Source organism: Xanthomonas sp. NCPPB 2933 (genome assembly GCF_056725225.1).
Genome location: NZ_CM161518.1, coordinates 805,350 through 822,528, shown reverse-complemented (window position 1 = coordinate 822,528; position 17,179 = coordinate 805,350). Strand labels below are relative to the sequence as shown.

Annotated in this window: 13 protein-coding genes; 8 read left to right on the top strand and 5 right to left on the bottom strand. The window is 64.2% G+C overall.

Features of this window, described 5'->3' with window-relative positions; all coding sequences use genetic code 11:
- The first annotated feature begins 200 nt into the window (after positions 1-200).
- Positions 201-746: a hypothetical protein gene (locus AC1PLU_RS03540; protein ID WP_268214100.1), complete on the top strand. Its 546-nt coding sequence runs from the start codon at positions 201-203 to the stop codon at positions 744-746.
- A 237-nt stretch (positions 747-983) separates the two neighbouring features.
- On the opposite strand, the gene AC1PLU_RS03535 is transcribed toward AC1PLU_RS03540, so the two are convergent.
- Positions 984-2,858, bottom strand: coding sequence for a GGDEF domain-containing protein (locus AC1PLU_RS03535; RefSeq protein WP_481107727.1), 1,875 nt, complete (start codon positions 2,856-2,858; stop codon positions 984-986).
- 392 nt (positions 2,859-3,250) lie between these two features.
- On the opposite strand from AC1PLU_RS03535, the gene AC1PLU_RS03530 reads away from it, so the two are divergent.
- Together AC1PLU_RS03530 and AC1PLU_RS03525 are read left to right on the top strand one after the other, a co-directional pair.
- Positions 3,251-4,342 carry a DUF1615 domain-containing protein gene (locus tag AC1PLU_RS03530; RefSeq protein WP_481107726.1) on the top strand — a complete coding sequence of 364 codons (1,092 nt, stop codon included), beginning with the start codon at positions 3,251-3,253 and terminating at the stop codon, positions 4,340-4,342.
- 175 nt (positions 4,343-4,517) lie between these two features.
- Positions 4,518-6,842 (top strand): S9 family peptidase, encoded by a 2,325-nt coding sequence (locus AC1PLU_RS03525; RefSeq protein ID WP_481107725.1) that lies wholly within the window; start codon positions 4,518-4,520, stop codon positions 6,840-6,842.
- A gap of 218 nt (positions 6,843-7,060) precedes the next feature.
- Here AC1PLU_RS03525 and AC1PLU_RS03520 read toward each other — a convergent pair whose 3' ends face one another.
- Both AC1PLU_RS03520 and AC1PLU_RS03515 read right to left on the bottom strand, forming a co-directional pair.
- Positions 7,061-9,031, bottom strand: a complete 1,971-nt coding sequence (locus tag AC1PLU_RS03520; protein WP_481107724.1) for an alpha/beta hydrolase family protein — start codon at positions 9,029-9,031, stop codon at positions 7,061-7,063.
- A 150-nt stretch (positions 9,032-9,181) separates the two neighbouring features.
- Positions 9,182-9,517, bottom strand: a complete 336-nt coding sequence (locus tag AC1PLU_RS03515) for a DUF3817 domain-containing protein (RefSeq protein WP_481107723.1) — start codon at positions 9,515-9,517, stop codon at positions 9,182-9,184.
- 150 nt (positions 9,518-9,667) lie between these two features.
- Between AC1PLU_RS03515 and AC1PLU_RS03510 the strand changes: the two genes are divergently transcribed.
- The 4 genes from AC1PLU_RS03510 to AC1PLU_RS03495 all read left to right on the top strand — a co-directional run bounded on the left by AC1PLU_RS03510 (position 9,668) and on the right by AC1PLU_RS03495 (position 13,072).
- A complete protein-coding gene (locus AC1PLU_RS03510; RefSeq protein ID WP_481107722.1) occupies positions 9,668-10,288 on the top strand; it encodes a YiiX/YebB-like N1pC/P60 family cysteine hydrolase in 621 nt (206 codons plus the stop codon).
- Positions 10,272-11,282 carry an alpha/beta hydrolase gene (locus tag AC1PLU_RS03505; protein ID WP_481107721.1) on the top strand — a complete coding sequence of 337 codons (1,011 nt, stop codon included), beginning with the start codon at positions 10,272-10,274 and terminating at the stop codon, positions 11,280-11,282. Before AC1PLU_RS03510 ends, AC1PLU_RS03505 begins: the two co-directional genes overlap by 17 nt.
- A gap of 62 nt (positions 11,283-11,344) precedes the next feature.
- Entirely contained in the window at positions 11,345-12,286 is a 942-nt protein-coding gene (locus AC1PLU_RS03500; protein WP_481107720.1) for a CPBP family intramembrane glutamic endopeptidase, read from the top strand.
- Positions 12,287-12,610: 324 nt separating this feature from the next.
- Positions 12,611-13,072, top strand: coding sequence for a DUF4126 family protein (locus AC1PLU_RS03495; protein WP_043889465.1), 462 nt, complete (start codon positions 12,611-12,613; stop codon positions 13,070-13,072).
- An 89-nt stretch (positions 13,073-13,161) separates the two neighbouring features.
- Here AC1PLU_RS03495 and AC1PLU_RS03490 read toward each other — a convergent pair whose 3' ends face one another.
- Both AC1PLU_RS03490 and AC1PLU_RS03485 read right to left on the bottom strand, forming a co-directional pair.
- Entirely contained in the window at positions 13,162-14,136 is a 975-nt protein-coding gene (locus tag AC1PLU_RS03490; protein WP_481107719.1) for a glutathione S-transferase family protein, read from the bottom strand.
- 171 nt (positions 14,137-14,307) lie between these two features.
- On the bottom strand, positions 14,308-15,087 hold the full coding sequence (locus AC1PLU_RS03485; RefSeq protein WP_316698025.1) for an SPFH domain-containing protein: 780 nt from the start codon (positions 15,085-15,087) through the stop codon (positions 14,308-14,310).
- 422 nt (positions 15,088-15,509) lie between these two features.
- Here AC1PLU_RS03485 and AC1PLU_RS03480 point away from each other — a divergent pair, with 422 nt between their 5' ends.
- The gene (locus AC1PLU_RS03480) at positions 15,510-17,096 is read left to right on the top strand and encodes an SDR family NAD(P)-dependent oxidoreductase (protein WP_481107718.1); all 1,587 of its coding nucleotides are present in this window, start codon (positions 15,510-15,512) and stop codon (positions 17,094-17,096) included.
- Positions 17,097-17,179: the final 83 nt, after the last annotated feature.

Genomic DNA, 17,179 nt, shown 5'->3' with positions numbered 1-17,179 from the left:
TGCACGTGCAGCCTGGTCGCAGCCGCTATAATCGCCGCGCAGCGCACTCGATCGAGTGACATGGAACGCTCCACGCTGCATTCGTCTCAAGGAAGATAGCCGGCAGCACTGCCACGCGGATTGTCTGGACGCTTCCTTGGATTTTTTTGCTGTGACGCCATGCAACGGCGACAACAGTCTTCCCTCAAGGATCTTTCGCTTTGAAGACGTTCACCACACTCCTGCTTGTCTCTCTCAGTCTGCTGCTTGCTGCCTGCGGCGGCGGCACCACCACCGGCGCCTCCAAGCTCTCCTCCAGCGACTATCTGTTGCACAACATCTCGGTCTGGAATGGCGCGGTGACCATCATCGATCCGTGGGTGTCCGGCGATCGCGGGCAGAGCCTGGTGAACGATGCCATCGCGCACAAGCCGCTGGACAGCTACAAGACCGCGCTGGGCAGCCAACGCAAGGCGCTTGCCGCCAATGCGCAGGCCAATGCCGCCGTGGCCTCGGGCGTGCCGGATAACGCCAAGGATCTGGACGGCAAGTTGTCGGCCTACCTCAAGAGCGCCGACGCGATGATGGCCGCGCTGGAGCGCTTTGCCGCACTGCCCAACGGCTACACCAATACCGAGCTGGCACCGCTGGCCAAGGACCTGGAAACCGTGTCGGCCCAGCTCAATGTCGATATCGAAGCCCTGAATACCGCGCAGCGCGCATATTCCAAGGAGCACAAGGTGCCGATGCAGGAAGTCAGCCAGTAAGCACGACGGTATCGTCGGTGGCGCCTTGCGGACCGCGGCACGTGGTCCGCAAGGCGCGATCGAGCCTTCTCGCTTCGTTTGACTCCACTGGTCACCTCACACGCAGGTGCACAACGCACTGCGATGAAAAACGTCATGCGGTTTAGAGCGGCATCGTTGCTCGATGCTGCAGCGCGACTGCAGACCCCAGCGATTTAAAAAGCGCGATCCGCAAATACGCGATCGACGCACGCACGCTCAACACACCGCCCATTGATCGCGCCCGGCAGTCTTGGCTGCATACAACGCAAGATCGGCCTGGCTCAGCAGCACGTCCAGGCCGGTGGCGGCGGTGACGCTGACCGCTCCCATGCAGAACCGCACCGGCTGGTCTGCCGGCAGGCCGGGAATCTGGATCGCGGCCACGGCGCTGCGCAGGCGCGCAAACACCGCAGGAATTTCTTCCGCGTTGCAGCCCGGCAATACCAGCAGGAATTCTTCGCCGCCCAGGCGGCCCAGGCGATCCTGCGTGCGCAAGGCCAGCTTCGAGGCGCTGGCGAGCGCCTTGAGCACCGCATCGCCGGTGGCGTGGCCGTGTACATCGTTGATCAACTTGAAGTGATCCAGATCGATCAACGCCAGCATGCATGGGATCTGCGAGCGCAACGCTTGCTCGATCTGCTGTTGCGCTTCAGAGCGAATGGCGCGGCGATTGGGCAGGCCGGTGAGTTCGTCGCGCATCGCCAGCCGCGACAGCTGACGGCGATGGCGCGCACCGAAGGCCAGCACCACCAAGGCGCCCAGCAACAGCAGGCAGGCCGCACATAGCGCGATCCATAGCGTGCGTTGGCCCGCTTCGCGCGCCTGCAAGGCCAGTTGCGCAGTCTCGCTACGGCGGCGCAGCTCGGCGGTTTCGGCGCCACGGCGGGCATCTTCGTAGCGCGCCTGCAAGCGCAGCATCACGGTGTCGCGTTGGCGGTCCAGGCTTTGCGCGCGCAGCGTGTTGGCGCGTTGCAGTTCCTGATACGCCTCGGCATGGCGGCCTTGCGCTGCCAGCGCCTGGGCAATGGCATCGAGCAGTTGCGCACGCCGGCTCAAGGTCAGGTTCGGGTCGTCCGCCGCCCTGGCCGCGACGATCTCGGCCCCCAGGCTGTCTGCTTTCAACACCGTCAATGCCTGCAGCAACACTGCATGACACGCGGCGATACGACCAACATTGCCTTGTTTCTGCATCAGTGGCAGTGCCTCGCGCGCCATTGCCAGTGCCGCATTCGCATCGCCGGTTTCGCTCAGGGCTTCGCTGGCGCTGGTCAGTGCCGCCGCCACGCCGGCCTGATCGCCGAGCTCGCGGCTGAGCGCCAGCGCGCGCTTGAAATGCAGCAAGGCGGCCTCGGGTTGCTGCGCGGCCAGCGACGTGCCGTACTCGTATTCGATCAGGCTGCGCTGGAAGCGTGCCGGCTGGCCGTGCAGGCGCGTCAAGGCATGCTGCAGATAATCTTCGGCTTCGCTGTCTTCTGCCATGCGCCCACCGACACGGCTGGCCAGCGACCCCAGCTGGGTCAACGCGTCCAGCTCCAGGCTCAAGGTGTGCTCGCGCACCGCACACTGGTAGCTGGCCTGCGCCGCCTTCCATGCCTCATCGCTGCTGCTGGAGGCCAGCATGCTCCACATGTCGACCGCTTCCACTTCGCACAGCAGATCGTTGCGACCCAGTGCCCGCGCCCGCTGACGCAGATCTTCCAATCGCGTCACCATGCCGCGGTTGGGGTTTTCGCGCACATCGCTGAGTGCCTGCACGGTATCCAGCCACAGCTGCGCCTGCGCGGCGTTGCCATGCAATTGCTCCAACACGGTACGCGCCTGGCTGAGCACCAGCTGGCGATGATCGTTGTCTTCCAGCGAGATCAGGATGCGCGCCTGGGCCAGCAAGGCCCAGAATTGCGCGTCGGCATCGCCATTGCTGCGCGCCTGCTGCAAAAAGGTCTGTGCGGTCTGCAACGCGGCCTTGGGGTCGTCGATTGCGGCCGATTCGATCGCCTTCCATGGCTGCGGCTGCGCCCACACCACCGCGCTGCTCAGCAGTAATGCGATCCCCGCCAAGACCCGTTGCCAGCGTGCCGCAAGAAGGCTCATCGGCGACTCATGACGGCGACAAGGCACAACGCGCCGGGACCGTGACCACGGCATCACCTCCGACCCGAACCGGGCTTGCTGGTTGCTGCGGCATTTCAGGCACTCCCATGGGTGGACAGCGGTGGAATTGGGCGAGGTCGGCGTCTGCTTGAACGCGACATCGATGCAGCAACCTCTGCAATGATGACCGGCAGGCATGCCAGGCACCGTGATCGCGACGTTCCTGATCGAGCTCGTTATCGGCCTGATCGCACCTGGCTTGAATCGGAGCGACCGACGCAGCGAGCTGCCGGCATCCCGTGTGTGCCGGTGTGTGCCGGTGTGTGCTGGCACCTGTCCGGCAGCGACGTAAACTGCCGCACGGCAGTTGCCGCCCGATATCTGGAGACGCCGTGACATCCTGCTTGCCCCGCCTGCTCACGTTGCTTGCCGTCGCCTTGCTGTCGGCCTGCGCCACCCAGGCCCCGCGTGCGCCGCAACACTCTCCGGATGCGGTCAAGGCCGATATCGCCCGGCGCCTGCCGGCCACCCTCACCGATCGCGCCGGCTGGGCCAACGATGTGTACGTGGCGCTGTCCTCGCAGGCGCTGGACACCAGCCCCGAGCACATCTGCGCGGTGCTGGCGGTGACCGAGCAGGAGTCGACCTATCAGGCCAATCCCGTCGTTCCCAACCTGGGCAAGATTTCACGCGCGGAGATCGACCGCCGCGCCAGTGCGCACCACATTCCCAGCTTCATGGTCGACGCCGCCGTGCGCATCGACTCCCCCGATGGCCGCAGCTATGCCACGCGCATTGCGAGCGCGCGCACCGAGCAGGAGTTGAGCAAGATCTTCGAGGATTTCACCGGCAGCGTGCCGTTGGGCGCGCGCCTGTTCGACGGGCTCAATCCGGTGCACACCGCCGGGCCGATGCAGGTGAGCATCGCGTTTGCCGAGCAGCATGCCGAGCGCTATCCGTATCCACCGGGCGACTCGATGCGCCATGAAGTCTTCAGCCGTCGCGGCGGGCTCTGGTTCGGCACCAGACATCTGCTCGGGTATCCGGCCAGTTACGACGCACTGCTGTATCGCTTCGCCGACTTCAACGCCGGTTGGTACGCCAGCCGCAATGCCGCCTTCCAGGCCGCGCTGAGCAAGGCCAGCGGCATCGCGCTCGCACTGGACGGCGACCTGCTCACACCCGGCGCCAGCCTGGAGGCACCGGGCGGCACCGAACGTGCCGCACGCGCCCTGGGCAGCCAGCTGGCGATGAGCGACCGGCAACTGCGCCGTGCGCTGGAAGCCGGCGATACGGCCGATTTCGAGGACACCGATCTGTATCGCCAGGTGTTCGCGCTGGCCGAGCGCAGCACCGGCAAACCGTTGCCGCGCGCCGTATTGCCGGGTATCACCCTGGAAAGCCCGAAGATCACCCGCACGCTCACCACCGCCTGGTTCGCGCAGCGGGTGAACGAGCGTTGGAAACGCTGCATGGGCAAGTAGCCACACGCCCGCGCGCGCGGCACACCCCGGATGTCGGCGCACGTTGCGCCTGTCGCAACGGCTTGGTCTACGGCCATGGCACGACCTATGGCAGAGGCACACGCACCGCCGGGCCAGGTAGCATCAGGGGGCTGCGTCGACCGCATCGACGCGCGCCCCTTCCGACGAGGTCCACATGCTCACACCGTTGCCGATGCGCCACCTGCTCACCGCCCTGGCGATCGCCGCGCTGCCCGCGCTGGCCAGCGCGCAGGTCCCCAGCGTGACCGAGGCCGACTACGCCCGCGCCGAGCGCCTCACCAGCTATCTGGCGCAACCGCTGGTCGATCACCAAGCCACGCGCATCGACTGGCTGGACGCCACCCATGTGGTCTATGTCGATCACGATGCCACCGGCAACCGGCTGCTGCAGCTGGACACCGCCACCGGCAAGACCGCGCCGCTGTTCAAGCAGTCCGCGCTGGTCGGCTCGCTCAATACGCTGCTGAAGACCGGCGACAAACCGCTCAAGGCCGACACGTTCGCACCGGTGGTCAAGCGCACCGCCGATGGCCGCTACCGCCTCAACGTCCGCGATACCGCCGTGGTCTGCGACACGCGTGCGCGCTGCAGCAAGCTCTATGCGAAGGACAAGGCCGAGCCGGGCGTGCCGTCGCCGGACAAGCGCAGCGAAGCCTTCATCCGCAACTGGAACCTGTGGGTACGCGATCTGGCCAGCGGCCAGGAAACCCAGCTCACCCGCGACGGCGTGGAAAACTTCGGCTACGCCACCGACAACGCCGGCTGGCAGCACAGCGACAACGCCATCGTTGCCTGGTCGCCGGACTCGCGCAAGATCGCCACCTTCCAGCAGGACCAGCGCAAGACCGGCGACATGTATCTGGTCAGCACCAAGCTAGGGCATCCGGAACTGCAGTCGTGGAAATACCCGCTGGCCGGCGACAAGGACGTGACCATGATCGAGCGCGTGGTCATCGACGTGCCCACGCGCAGCGTGCTGCGGCTGAAACTGCCGCCGGATCAGCACCGCTCCACCCTGTGCGACGACGTGAGCTGCTCGCCTGGCCTGTGGGACGATGTGAAGTGGGCGCCGGACGGCAAGACGCTGGCCTTCGCCTCCACCTCGCGCTTCCACAAGCAGACCTGGTTGCGCATCGCCGATGTCGCCACTGGCGAGGTGCGTACCGCCTTCGACGAAACCGCCAAGACCTATTACGAAAGCGGCCAGGTCGCCGCCAATTGGGCGTACCTGCCCGGCAGCAACGAGGCGGTGTGGTTCTCCGAACGCAGCGATTGGGGCCAGCTGTATCTCTACGATCTGGGCACCGGTAAACCCAAGCGCGCGATCACCACCGGCGAAGGCAACGTCACCGAGTTGTTGCGCGTGGACCCGGTGACACGCACCGCGTGGTTCGTCGGTGTGGGCCGCACGCCGGGCGTGGACCCGTACTACCAGCAGCTGTGGAAGGTGAGCCTGGACGGTGGTGAGCCGGTGCTGCTCACACCCGAAGTGGCCGATCACCACATTGCGCTCTCGCCCGATGGCGCACGCTTTGTCGATACCTATTCCACCTCAGTCACCCCGCCGGTCACGCTGTTGCGCGATGCCGGCGACGGACGCAGCGTCAGCACGATCGCCACTGCCGACATCAGCCGCCTCAAGGCCGCCGGCTGGGTGCCGCCGGAGCCAATCACGGTCAAGGCGCGCGACGGCAAGACCACGTTGTACGGGCTGATGTTCAAGCCCAGCAACTTCGACCCGGCGCGCAAATACCCGGTGATCGATTACATCTATCCCGGCCCGCAGACCGGATCGGTACGTGGCCGCATTTTCCTTGCCGGCCACGGCGACAATCAATCGTTGGCGGAGCTGGGCTTCATCGTGATCGCCATCGACGGCATGGGCACGCCGTGGCGTAGCAAGACCTTCCACGACACCTGGTACGCCAACATGGGCGACAACACGCTGCCCGACCAAGTCGCCGCGATCAAAGAACTCGGCCAGCGCTATACCTGGTTCGATACCAGCCGCATCGGCATCTGGGGCCACTCCGGCGGCGGCAACGCCTCCACCGCCGCGATGCTGCGCTACCCGGACCTGTTCAAGGTGGCCTGGTCGGAAAGCGGCAACCACGACAACCGCGGCTACGAAGACGACTGGGCCGAGAAGTACCACGGCGAACACATCGTCAACAAGGATGGCACGTCCAACTACGACGACCAGGCCAACGCCGGCCGCGCCGGCAACCTCAAGGGCCGGCTGATGCTGGTGCACGGCACCCTGGACGACAACGTGCCGCCGTATCTCACCCTGCTGGTGGCCGATGCGCTGATCAAGGCCAACAAGAACTTCGACATGCTGATGCTGCCCAACGCCAAACATGGCTATGGCGATCTCACACCGTATGTCACACGCCGCCGCTGGGATTATTTCGTGCAGTACCTGCTCGGCGCCACGCCGCCGGCGGAGTATCAGATGAAGCCGATGCCCAAGAACTGACAGGCGCACAGGCAGCACGGTGACGCAGGCACCCTGTCGTGTAGGAGCGGCCCTGGCCGCGATGCCTTACCGATAAATACGCAAGACATATCAGGCGACATTGCCAACCAGGCACAGCGTTGTCCGGCGCCTGAACATCCCGCACCACCACCACACCACCACTACGCTGCTCGGCCACACGTTGCATCCGGACAAAACCGGATGCAGCCACCAAGCCCTTACTTCGCCGTGCGGCCGCCCAATTGCTTGTTCAAGAACGCCAGCAAGCGCGTGTAGTACTCACGCCGATGCGCTTCGGTATAGAAGCCATGGCCTTCGTTGGGAAAATACAGGGACTCCACCGGCACACCGGCCACTTTCAATGCGCGCTCCATGCGTTCGGTATGCGCCGCCGGCGCGCGCTCGTCCTTGCCGCCTGCAGCCAGAAACACCGGCACCTTGATCTGGCGCGCCAAGGTCACCGGCGAGCGTGCCGCCAAGGTCTCGCGTGCGCCCAGCCAATCGCCAGTCCAGTTCTTGGCCCAGCGCGCGCGACTAGAGTTGTCGCGTGCCAGGATGTCCAGGTCGTAGACGCCGACATAGCCGGCAGCGCAGCGGTACAAGCCTGGCTCCCTGGCCACGCCCATCAACGCCGCATAGCCGCCATAGCTGGCGCCGTACATGCAGATGCGCGATGCATCGGCCACGCCCTGCGTGATCGCCCAATGCGTGGCGTCGGTGAGGTCGTCCTGCATGCGCCCGCCCCATTCCTTGGCGCCGGCCTGCGTGAACGCACGCCCGTAATTGGCCGAACCGCGATAGTTGACGCGCAGCACCGCATAGCCGGCCGCAGCCAGCAGCTGGGTCTCGTCATCGAACGCCCATTTGTCGAAGATACCGAACGGCCCACCGTGCGGCATCACGATCAGCGGCAACGGCTTGCCGGGCTCGGCGTTCAACGGCTGGGTCAGATAGCCATGCAGCTGCAGACCATCGCGCGCCTTGAAACTCACCTGTTTGCTGGCCGGCACGCCATCGGGCGGAAACCATTCGCGGCGGCTGAACACACGGTCCGCACGCTTGCTCACCGTATCGAACAGATAGTAATCGCCGTTATTGCGATCGCTCCACACATAGGCGAGCACGAAGCGGCCATCGCTGGTGGCCGAGGTGATGTACACCGCGTTGTCGCCGAAGGCTTTTTCCAGACTGCGGTACAACCGCGCAGTCGGTGCTTTCTCATCGAAGAAGCGGTTGCGTACCCGATCGCTCATGTAGCTCACACCGATCGGCGTGGTGCCGTCCAGATCCTGCAGGATCCGGTAGGGGTCGACGGTGTCGTCGTGCAACAGCGGCGTCGACTTGCCGGTGGCCGGGTCCCACGCCACCACCACGTCGGTGCCGGTGGCCTGCTCCACTTCCAGATAGGCCTGCGTGCCATCGGCAGAAAAGCCAAGCGGAAATTCGCGATGGTGGCTGGTGGCCGAGTCGTTGATCAACTTCCACGGCGCTTGGTCGTTGTCGCGGTAATACAGCTTGCTGGCATTTTCCACATCCGCCCCGTGCGCAAACCGGATACGCCCCTGCCGGTCGGTGACAAAGCTGGCGCGGCGCACCGGTGAAGTGGCTACCGTGCTGCGTCGGCGCGTATAGATGTCCAGCTTGTCGATGCGGATGTTCGGGTCGCCGACGAACGGAATCGACGACACCAGGATATTGCGTGGATCGCCTGGCAAGGTATCCAGCATGAAGGTGCCCGGATCCAACTCCATCTTCAACTGCGCACCGTTGATCTCATCGTTGGTGCCGTAGGGGCTGGCCAATAGCCGCCCGTTCTTGCCATCGGCATCGATCGCATGCAATTGGCCGATGGCCATCGGCTCATCGCGCGAGCCCAGCCGCTGCGCCATCGACACCACAATGCGGTCGTCGTTGGCCCACCAGAAATCGTCCACCACGCTATTGGCGCCGCCGGTCACCTTGGCCGTGGCCACTTTGTCTTCGCGCCGCACCACACCCAACACGGTGCGATCTTCCAACGGCATGGTGATGGCGTAATACGCGCCCGAGGGCGAAATCTTGATGCGCTCGAATTGGTCGTTCCTGAGATACGGCGTCAGATCCAGCACGTCCTGCGGAGTTTGCGCATGCACCGGCACCGCCATCAGGCCTGCCAGCACGGCAGTCGCCACCATCGTCCAATAACGCATTGCTGCACTCCGCTTCTTCCTTGGTATGCCTATGGTGGCAAAGGCAGTTTGCGGAGTCCATGGTCTGGCGTGATATCGGGTGCGTTGCGCAGCGACATGCCGAGTGCCACACACGGCATTCTCCGCAGTGCCTAGCTTGCCTTGATACGCTCAGACACCGCGGCGTGTGCGTTGACCCAACAAGCCGATACGCCGGAACCACATCTCCAACGGCACCGTCACCAACGGCGGCAACGCGGCCAGCAAGCTCAGCGCCCAGGCCCACCAAGGCCAGCGCAAACGCAACGCGGCAAGTACGCTGACCGCCACATAGAACAGGAACGCGGCGCCATGCAGGCGCCCGAACAGCCACACCACAACCTCGGTGGTGTGGGTGCCGTACTTGAGCAACATGCCGAGCAGCAGCCCGGCCCAGGTCAGCCCCTCGAAAAACGCAGCCACGGCAAACAGCCGACCCATCGGCGACAACGCAGAGGAAACACGCATGCAAGACTCCAGACGGACAAGGATTGCCGCGACGCGATGGCGGCGGCGACGCTCGCTGGCAGTTGCATTCTACAGAGCGCTTACCGCATCGGCAGCGCGTCGCCGTTCTTGGCGATAATGGTCGCCCCTTGCACCACCTGCCGGCCTCCCATGCGCACCTTCCTCCTGCTTGCCGTGCTTGCACTGGCACTGCTGCCCGCAACCTCCATCGCAGTGCAGCTACAGGACGGCGATCTGTTGTTCGTCACCGCAGCCCGCACCGGCCTGAGCGGCGCCATCGACGATGCCACCGCCAAGCAGGACGCACCCAGCTTCGACCATGTGGCGCTGGTCGCCCATCAAGGCGACACACAAGTGGTGCTGCATGCCGACGACAAAGGCTCGCGGCAGCAAGCACTGAGCGACTTCGTCGACGAAGCCAATGCCAAGCATCGGCAGATCAGCGTGTATCGGCTCACCGAGCCCTATCGCGCTGCGATCCCCGAGGCCATCGCCCAGGCACGGCGCATGCTCGGCAAGCCGTACAACGAAACCTACGTGCAGGACGACAACAGCTACTACTGCTCGGACTTCATCGAACGCGCGTTCCGCGCACATCACGTCTTTGCACTGCAGCCGATGAACTTCAAGAACCTGCAAACCGGCAAGATTTCACCGTATTGGACGGATTTCTATCGCAGCAAAGGCATGGCGGTTCCGCAGGGCTTGCCCGGCACCAATCCCAACGACATGGCAAGCGCGTCCGCGCTGACTTATGTTGGCCGCCTATGAAACGGCCACGTGCGGCCAGGAGACCACGTTGAGTAAGTTACTGCTGACCGGACTGTTGGCCTTATTGCTCATTGGCTGCACCGATGCACCGCAGACGCCGCCGGCCAAGGTTGTGGAGCAGCGACCAAAAGTAGCTCCCGCAGCAGCTGCAACAGCCACGATTCCAGGCGGGCAACGTGGTGAAGGCAAGCCATATGAAATGGTCGACAGTCAGGTCTGGGATGTCCCGGATCCGGCCTCCGGACGCAATTACCAAGTGTTCGTGGCGCTGCCACGCGGCTACGCGGACAACCCGGGCCGTCGCTATCCAGTGCTTTACGCGACCGACGGCGACTACGCGTTTCCGGTGGTGCGACAGATCGCACGCCGCTTGAATGGCGAAGGCCCGGCGATCGAAGATTTCATTCTGGTCGGGCTGTCGTACGCGGTAGGCGATGAGCCGATGCCCAGCCGCCGGCGCGATTACACGCCCACACCTGAGGATGGTGAAGGCGCTCCACCCGCTGCGACACACGGCAAAAGCACCGCATACATCGCTTACCTGCGTGATCACGTACTGCCGTTCGTTGCCAAACGCTATCGCACCGACGAGCACAAGCGCCTGTATTACGGCCACTCCTACGGCGGCTTGCTGGGCACGCAGATCCTGCTCCAATCGCCCGAGATGTTTTCCGGCTACCTCCTCGGCAGCCCGTCCTATTGGTACGGCAAGCATGCGATGACGGCGCTGGAAGCCGCATCCGCAGCCAAGCGCAAGGATCTCCCCGCGCAGGTCTACCTGTATGTGGGCGAGTACGAACAACGGCGTTACCACCAGAACTACGACATGGTCACCGATGCCCAGGCCATGGTGCGGCGCTTGCGCGCACGCGGCTATGCATCCTTGCAGATCGAACTGGAGGTGCTCAATGACGAAGATCACCTGAGCGTTGCGCCGCGCGGCATCACGCATGGGCTGAAGCATCTGTTGCGTGACAGCGTCTCACCCACCTGAAACCGGGCGCCGCGGCAGCCGCCGCCCTGCCTCACCCACCCACTCTCTAGCAACCACACCACATGGAGTCGTACATGCACGCACCACTGCAACCGGTTGCCGGACGTTCCTTCATCGGGAACGGACCCACGACGCACCAGATCGAACTGGGTGATCGCAAGTTTCTGCACCCCGGGCGCCTACGTTGGCTCCGGGCGATCGGCTGGGCAGTGGTATTGCTTGTCGTGGTTGCCACATTGGCGCCCATGGCCGGCAGGTTTGTCGGCGGTCTGTTCCCCAAGGACTCCGGCCCCCTGCAACTGCTCGCCAGCCTTGTCGGTATCGCGGTCGGGCTGGGTGTCTATGTGCTTGCAGTGCGCCTGGCCGAAGGGCGGCGCGCCAGCGAGCTCGCCGTGCGACCGATGCTGCCCCAGGTGATCGTCGGCCTGCTGATCGGTGCGGCCATGTTCGCCACGGTCATGGGCATCATGGCGGTGTTCGGGCTGTACGACATCCAGGCACTGGGCATGGCGCCGGCATGGACGGCAGTCCGCAAGGCCTTGCAGGCGGGCGTGATCGAAGAGTTGCTGTTCCGCGCGATTTTCCTGCGCCTGATCTGGCGCGCGTTCGGTCCCTGGATCGCCTTCGCCGCGTCTGCCGCGCTGTTCGGCTTCGGCCATATCGCCAATCCGCACGCCACGGTCTTTGCTGCGATCTGCATCGCGCTGGAAGCCGGCATCCTGCTGGGCGCGTTCTATGCCTTGACCGGCCGGGTCTGGATGTCGATCGGCGTGCATATCGCCTGGAATTTCACCCAGGGCTATGTCTTCGGTGCAGCCGTGTCAGGGACCGACATGGGTCCGGCGATTGCCCGTAGCACCGCTCGCCCTGGCATCGCTGAATGGCTCACCGGCGGCCCCTTCGGCCCGGAGGCATCGCTGCCGGGCGTGCTGGTGTGCCTGGCCGTAGGCGTCACGGTCCTGTGGATGGCGTGGCGTGCGGGCAAGCTTGCAAAGCAACCGTAAGCGCATCGAACGCACCCACCACGCCGCCTTGCTCACCGACTGACGGTGCGGCCGCCGTCAGTTCCGGTCACCGCCAACAGGCTCAAGACCCGGGCGTGTCCCTATCGGTCTCATCACGCAGTCTGAGCGTCCGCGATCCCCCCCACGCATCGCGTGACGCCATGGTCACTACTGCATGCTCTGCCCAGGTGCCTGCACATTGCACGCACCACCTTGCCATCTCGCACACATGTGACGTCCTAGGCTTTGCGCTCCCACTCACGTCAGCGCTGGCTGCAGGATCCCAACCTGCACCGACTGAAGCGCATCACTGCAGAGGTCCACATGTCCCTGATTCATTCGATCCTGATGGCCGCAGTTGCAGGCATGCGCTCGATGACCCCGCTGGCGGCGGTCGCTAATGCGGCCCGCACCGGCAACCTCCCCGCCAACAACGGCGCACCGAAGCTGCTTGCCAATCCGCTCGCATCGGCCGGCATGCTCGCGCTCGCCGGTGGTGAGCTGGCCGGCGACAAGATGAAGACCGCACCCGACCGCATCGTGCTCCCCGGCATGATTGCCCGCATCGCCACCGGCGTGATCGTCGGCACGGCACTGGCGCCACGCGAGCAACGCGGCATCGCTGCACTGCTCGGTGCCACCACTGCCGTCGCTGCGGCCTATCTCACCTTCAACGCACGCATGCGCGCAATCGAACGCTATGGCCAAACCAGCACCGGCGTGGTGGAAGACGCCATCTCGGTGGGTGCGGCAACGCTGATCATGCGTAGCGCTGCCAAACGCTGAGCATTTGGCAGTACATACGGTTGCCGCAATCGCGCTTCGGTCAACGCGGCAGCGTGCCTGAGTGCGGCGGCGCGCGGCCGGGAGATACATCAGCTACCGCGCCCATGCGGCGCATCCAGATCCAGCACCGGCCCCATCGGAACGATGCCGGTGGGATTGATCATGTCGTGGCTCTGATAGTAGTGATTCTTGATGTGCTGGAAGTCGACCGTCCCGGCGATTCCCGGCATCTGATAGAGCTCGCGCAGAAAGCCGGACAACTGCGGATAGTCGGCAATGCGCCGCAGATTGCATTTGAAATGCCCCACATACACCGCATCGAAGCGCACCAGCGTGGTGAACAGGCGCCAGTCTGCTTCGGTAAGTTGCTCGCCGCACAGATAGCGTTGCTGGCTCAAACGCGTTTCAAGCCAATCCAATGTCTCGAACAACGGCACCACTGCCTCTTCGTACGCAGCTTGCGTGGTCGCAAAGCCCGCCTTGTACACGCCATTGTTGACGGTGTCGTACACGCGCGCATTGACCGCATCGATTTGCTCACGCAACGGCTCTGGGTAGAAGTCGCCGTCTGCAGCGCCAATCTCGTCGAACGCGCTGTTGAACATGCGGATGATGTCGGCCGACTCGTTACTGACCACCGTATTGCGCTCGCGGTCCCACAACACCGGCACGGTCACGCGCCCTGAGTAGTGAGGATCGGCGCTGAGATAGACCTCGTACAGATGCTGCGCATGATGAACCGCATCGCCCACCACACCCGGGCCCTGCGCGAAGGTCCAGCCGTGCTTGCCCATCAGCCAATGCACCACGGAGACGTCGATCATCGCCTCCAGACCTTTCAGGCGACGAAAGATCAACGTGCGGTGCGCCCAAGGGCAGGCCAGCGACACATACAGGTGATAACGCCCAGGAGCGGCCTGAAAGCCGCCCTCGCCGTGCGGGCCCGCACTGCCATCGCGTGTCACCCAGTTACGAAATCGCGAATGCGAGCGTTCGAAACGCCCCTCGCTCTTGTCGGTTTCATACCAACCGTCTTGCCACTTGCCGTCGACCAACAGGCCCATGGTGTCTTCTCCCACAACAACAGTAAGAAGCAACCCTAGCTCACCCGATTTGGAGAGTGCGTGAGCAGCCTTGGTGGCTTGGGCAAGCGCACCAAGCCATGCGCTGTTGAATATCGAAGACACACAGCAAGGCAACAAGCGCGTTGGATTGCCGTCTATCAGTACCGCACGCTATTTAGCAATCACAGATGTGCCGGACGGCACCATGTAACACGCCTGCGCCTTTTTGCAGGCCTCTGCATTGAGCTCGGCGATCTGGCTGGCGAGGTACTGCTCAGGCGTCAGCCCCATGCGATTGCGGTAGGCGTTGTCGGCATCCGCCTTGGCGACCTGTTCCTGCTCGCGCTGCCGTTCTGCAGTCGTCGCCTCGACCAAGGTTTTGACTCGCTGCTGCTGCGCAGCGGTGAGATTCATCTGCTGCAACACATCCGGATTGGGACGCGCACGGCCAAGCGTGATGTTCTGGATCTGGATCGGCAGGCCTTGTTGCTTGACCAACGCACTCACGTTCTGTGTGACCGCGTCGTCTATCTTTTTGGCGGTGTCCGGATCGCTCATCATCTTGGTCATGTCGTAGCGCTTGACCTGATCGCGCACGATGGAGGCGTACTGGCTGGCGACATTGTTCTTGAACCAATCCTGCCCGAAACCGGACAGCAGCAATGCTGGTGCCGTGATTCGATACTGGATCTGGGTAGAGAAGTCCAACAAGATGTTGTCGCTTGAAGAAAAATCATCGAATGCCACCTGCACAGTTTGCGGCGTCACATCGATATACGAAGCAGAGGTGGTCAACCAGGTATAGGTCCGGCCAGGATCACGCACGTCGTCCAGGCGGATGCCGCCCTTGCCGAAGAACATGGGTTTGTCCACCAATACAGCCTGCTGCCCCGGATCGGGCGAGACGACGGTACAGGCGCACAACAAGCCAGCTAGCGCAGCGGCCAGCACAACATTTTTCATCGATGTCCCCTTGAACGGTCGGGCGTCAATGCCCTTCCGGTGTGTTACGAAAGATTATCCATTCTTCGACGCGACCGCATCCAGGCTGCACTCAATCCCCACGCGCTGCCGAAGGCGGCCCTGGCGGACGAATGCAATGCTCGCCAGGGCGCCCGCAAGCAGCGTGGCGAGCTGCCCCAACCCGGCCAGATGCACCAACAGCACCGGTTGCGTCGACAACTGCAGTCTGGCCTGCCACCCCATTGGCGTCGACACCCCAGGATCGGCGAAAATAGCCGCCAGCCGGCTGTTCCGGCCTGCTGCAGCAGGGTCCCGGGCCGTCGCGGTCGCTGGTCCAGCTGTCCATCGCGGTCCGCCATCAGCTGCCCGCTGCGTTCGCTTTGCTTTCTGCCGCTCTTTTCGGATCCATCTTGAACACCAACGCCCCGCCCCTGCCCGCCGACGACCTGCCCCTCACCGACCGCCTGCGCGTGGCGCTGGACCTGCTGGAGGCCATCGAGGCCGACCGCAGCGTGCTCGACGCGCTGCCCGAGGCCGACCGCGTGCGGCTGCACCAGGTGGTGGCCAAGGTCTATCACCCCGAGCCGAAGGCGCGGCGGCAGCTGCTCAAGCAGCGCGAGCGCGAGCGGCATCAGGAGAAGGTGCGCAAGGCCGAGGCGCTACTCGAACAGCGTGGCATCCGCGCACTGCGGCGCAAACCGGTGTTCAGCACACCGAACGTCTTCCCGCCACATGCCGCCGGCCTGCACGACGCGCACAACGGCGAGAACGCCGCTGCCGCGCCGGAGCCCACGCATTCGCCGGAGCTGCGGCACTGCTACGTGTGCAAGCAGAAGTTCACCCAGCTGCATCATTTCTACGACCAGATGTGCCCGGCCTGCGCCGAGCTGAATTTCTTCAAGCGCACCGAAACCGCCGATCTGCGCGGGCGCGTGGCGCTGCTGACCGGCGGCCGGGTCAAGATCGGCTATCAGGCCGGTTTGAAGTTGTTGCGCGCCGGTGCCGAGCTGATCGTCACCACGCGTTTCCCGCGCGATTCGGCTGCGCGGTATGCGCAGGAACCGGACTTCGCAGAGTGGGGCCATCGTGTGCAGATCTTCGGCCTGGATCTGCGCCACACGCCCAGCGTGGAAGCGTTCTGCAGCCAGCTGCTGGCCACCCGCGACCGCCTGGATTTCATCATCAACAACGCCTGCCAGACCGTGCGCCGGCCGCCGCAGTTCTACGCGCACATGATGGCCGGCGAAACCGCCGCGCTGGATGCGCTGCCCGACACCGTACAAAAGCTCGTTGGCCATTACGAAGGCCTGCGCACGCCCGAGCTATTGCGCGAAGCCTCGGCCACCGCGCTGCCGGCCGTGCACGGGAGGGGCCTCGCCGATGCCGATGGCCTCACCCGCGCCGCCGAGCTGTCGCAGGTCGCGCTGCTGGACGACGAGCTGGTGGGCCAGGAACATCTGTTTCCCGAAGGCCGTCTCGATCAGGATCTGCAGCAGGTCGATCTGCGCGGCCGCAATTCCTGGCGCCTGCTGATGGCCGAAGTGCCGTCGGTCGAGCTGCTGGAAACGCAACTGGTCAACGCCATCGCGCCCTTCATCATCAACGCGCGCCTGAAGCCGCTGATGCTGCGCACACCCGAGCGCGACAAACACATCGTCAATGTCTCGGCGATGGAAGGCCAGTTCTACCGCAACTTCAAGACCACCCGTCACCCGCATACCAACATGGCCAAGGCCGCGTTGAACATGATGACGCGCACCTCGGCGGCCGATTATCAAAACGACGGCATCCACATGAACAGCGTCGACACCGGTTGGGTCACCGATGAAGATCCGGCCGACATCGCCGCGCTCAAGGTGCAGCAGGAACGCTTCCACCCGCCACTGGACATCGTCGACGGCGCCGCGCGCATCGTCGACCCGATCATCCACGGCGCCAACACCGGCGAGCATGTGTGGGGGCAGTTTTTGAAGGACTATGCGCCGACGGATTGGTGAACAAGCCGCAATTTAATCGCAGCTAGATTTGAACAATGGGGCAGGCGCGTTTGCATGGCATGGTGCAGTGATATTGCACCATG

Coding starts and splice junctions, on each gene's coding strand:
- AC1PLU_RS03520 (WP_481107724.1), bottom strand. CDS start 9,031: ATGCGTTATTGGACGATGGTGGCGACTGCCGTGCTGGCAGGCCTGATG.
- AC1PLU_RS03535 (WP_481107727.1), bottom strand. CDS start 2,858: ATGAGCCTTCTTGCGGCACGCTGGCAACGGGTCTTGGCGGGGATCGCA.
- AC1PLU_RS03515 (WP_481107723.1), bottom strand. CDS start 9,517: ATGCGTGTTTCCTCTGCGTTGTCGCCGATGGGTCGGCTGTTTGCCGTG.
- AC1PLU_RS03525 (WP_481107725.1), top strand. CDS start 4,518: ATGCTCACACCGTTGCCGATGCGCCACCTGCTCACCGCCCTGGCGATC.
- AC1PLU_RS03490 (WP_481107719.1), bottom strand. CDS start 14,136: ATGGGCCTGTTGGTCGACGGCAAGTGGCAAGACGGTTGGTATGAAACC.
- AC1PLU_RS03500 (WP_481107720.1), top strand. CDS start 11,345: ATGGAGTCGTACATGCACGCACCACTGCAACCGGTTGCCGGACGTTCC.
- AC1PLU_RS03510 (WP_481107722.1), top strand. CDS start 9,668: ATGCGCACCTTCCTCCTGCTTGCCGTGCTTGCACTGGCACTGCTGCCC.
- AC1PLU_RS03505 (WP_481107721.1), top strand. CDS start 10,272: ATGTTGGCCGCCTATGAAACGGCCACGTGCGGCCAGGAGACCACGTTG.
- AC1PLU_RS03495 (WP_043889465.1), top strand. CDS start 12,611: ATGTCCCTGATTCATTCGATCCTGATGGCCGCAGTTGCAGGCATGCGC.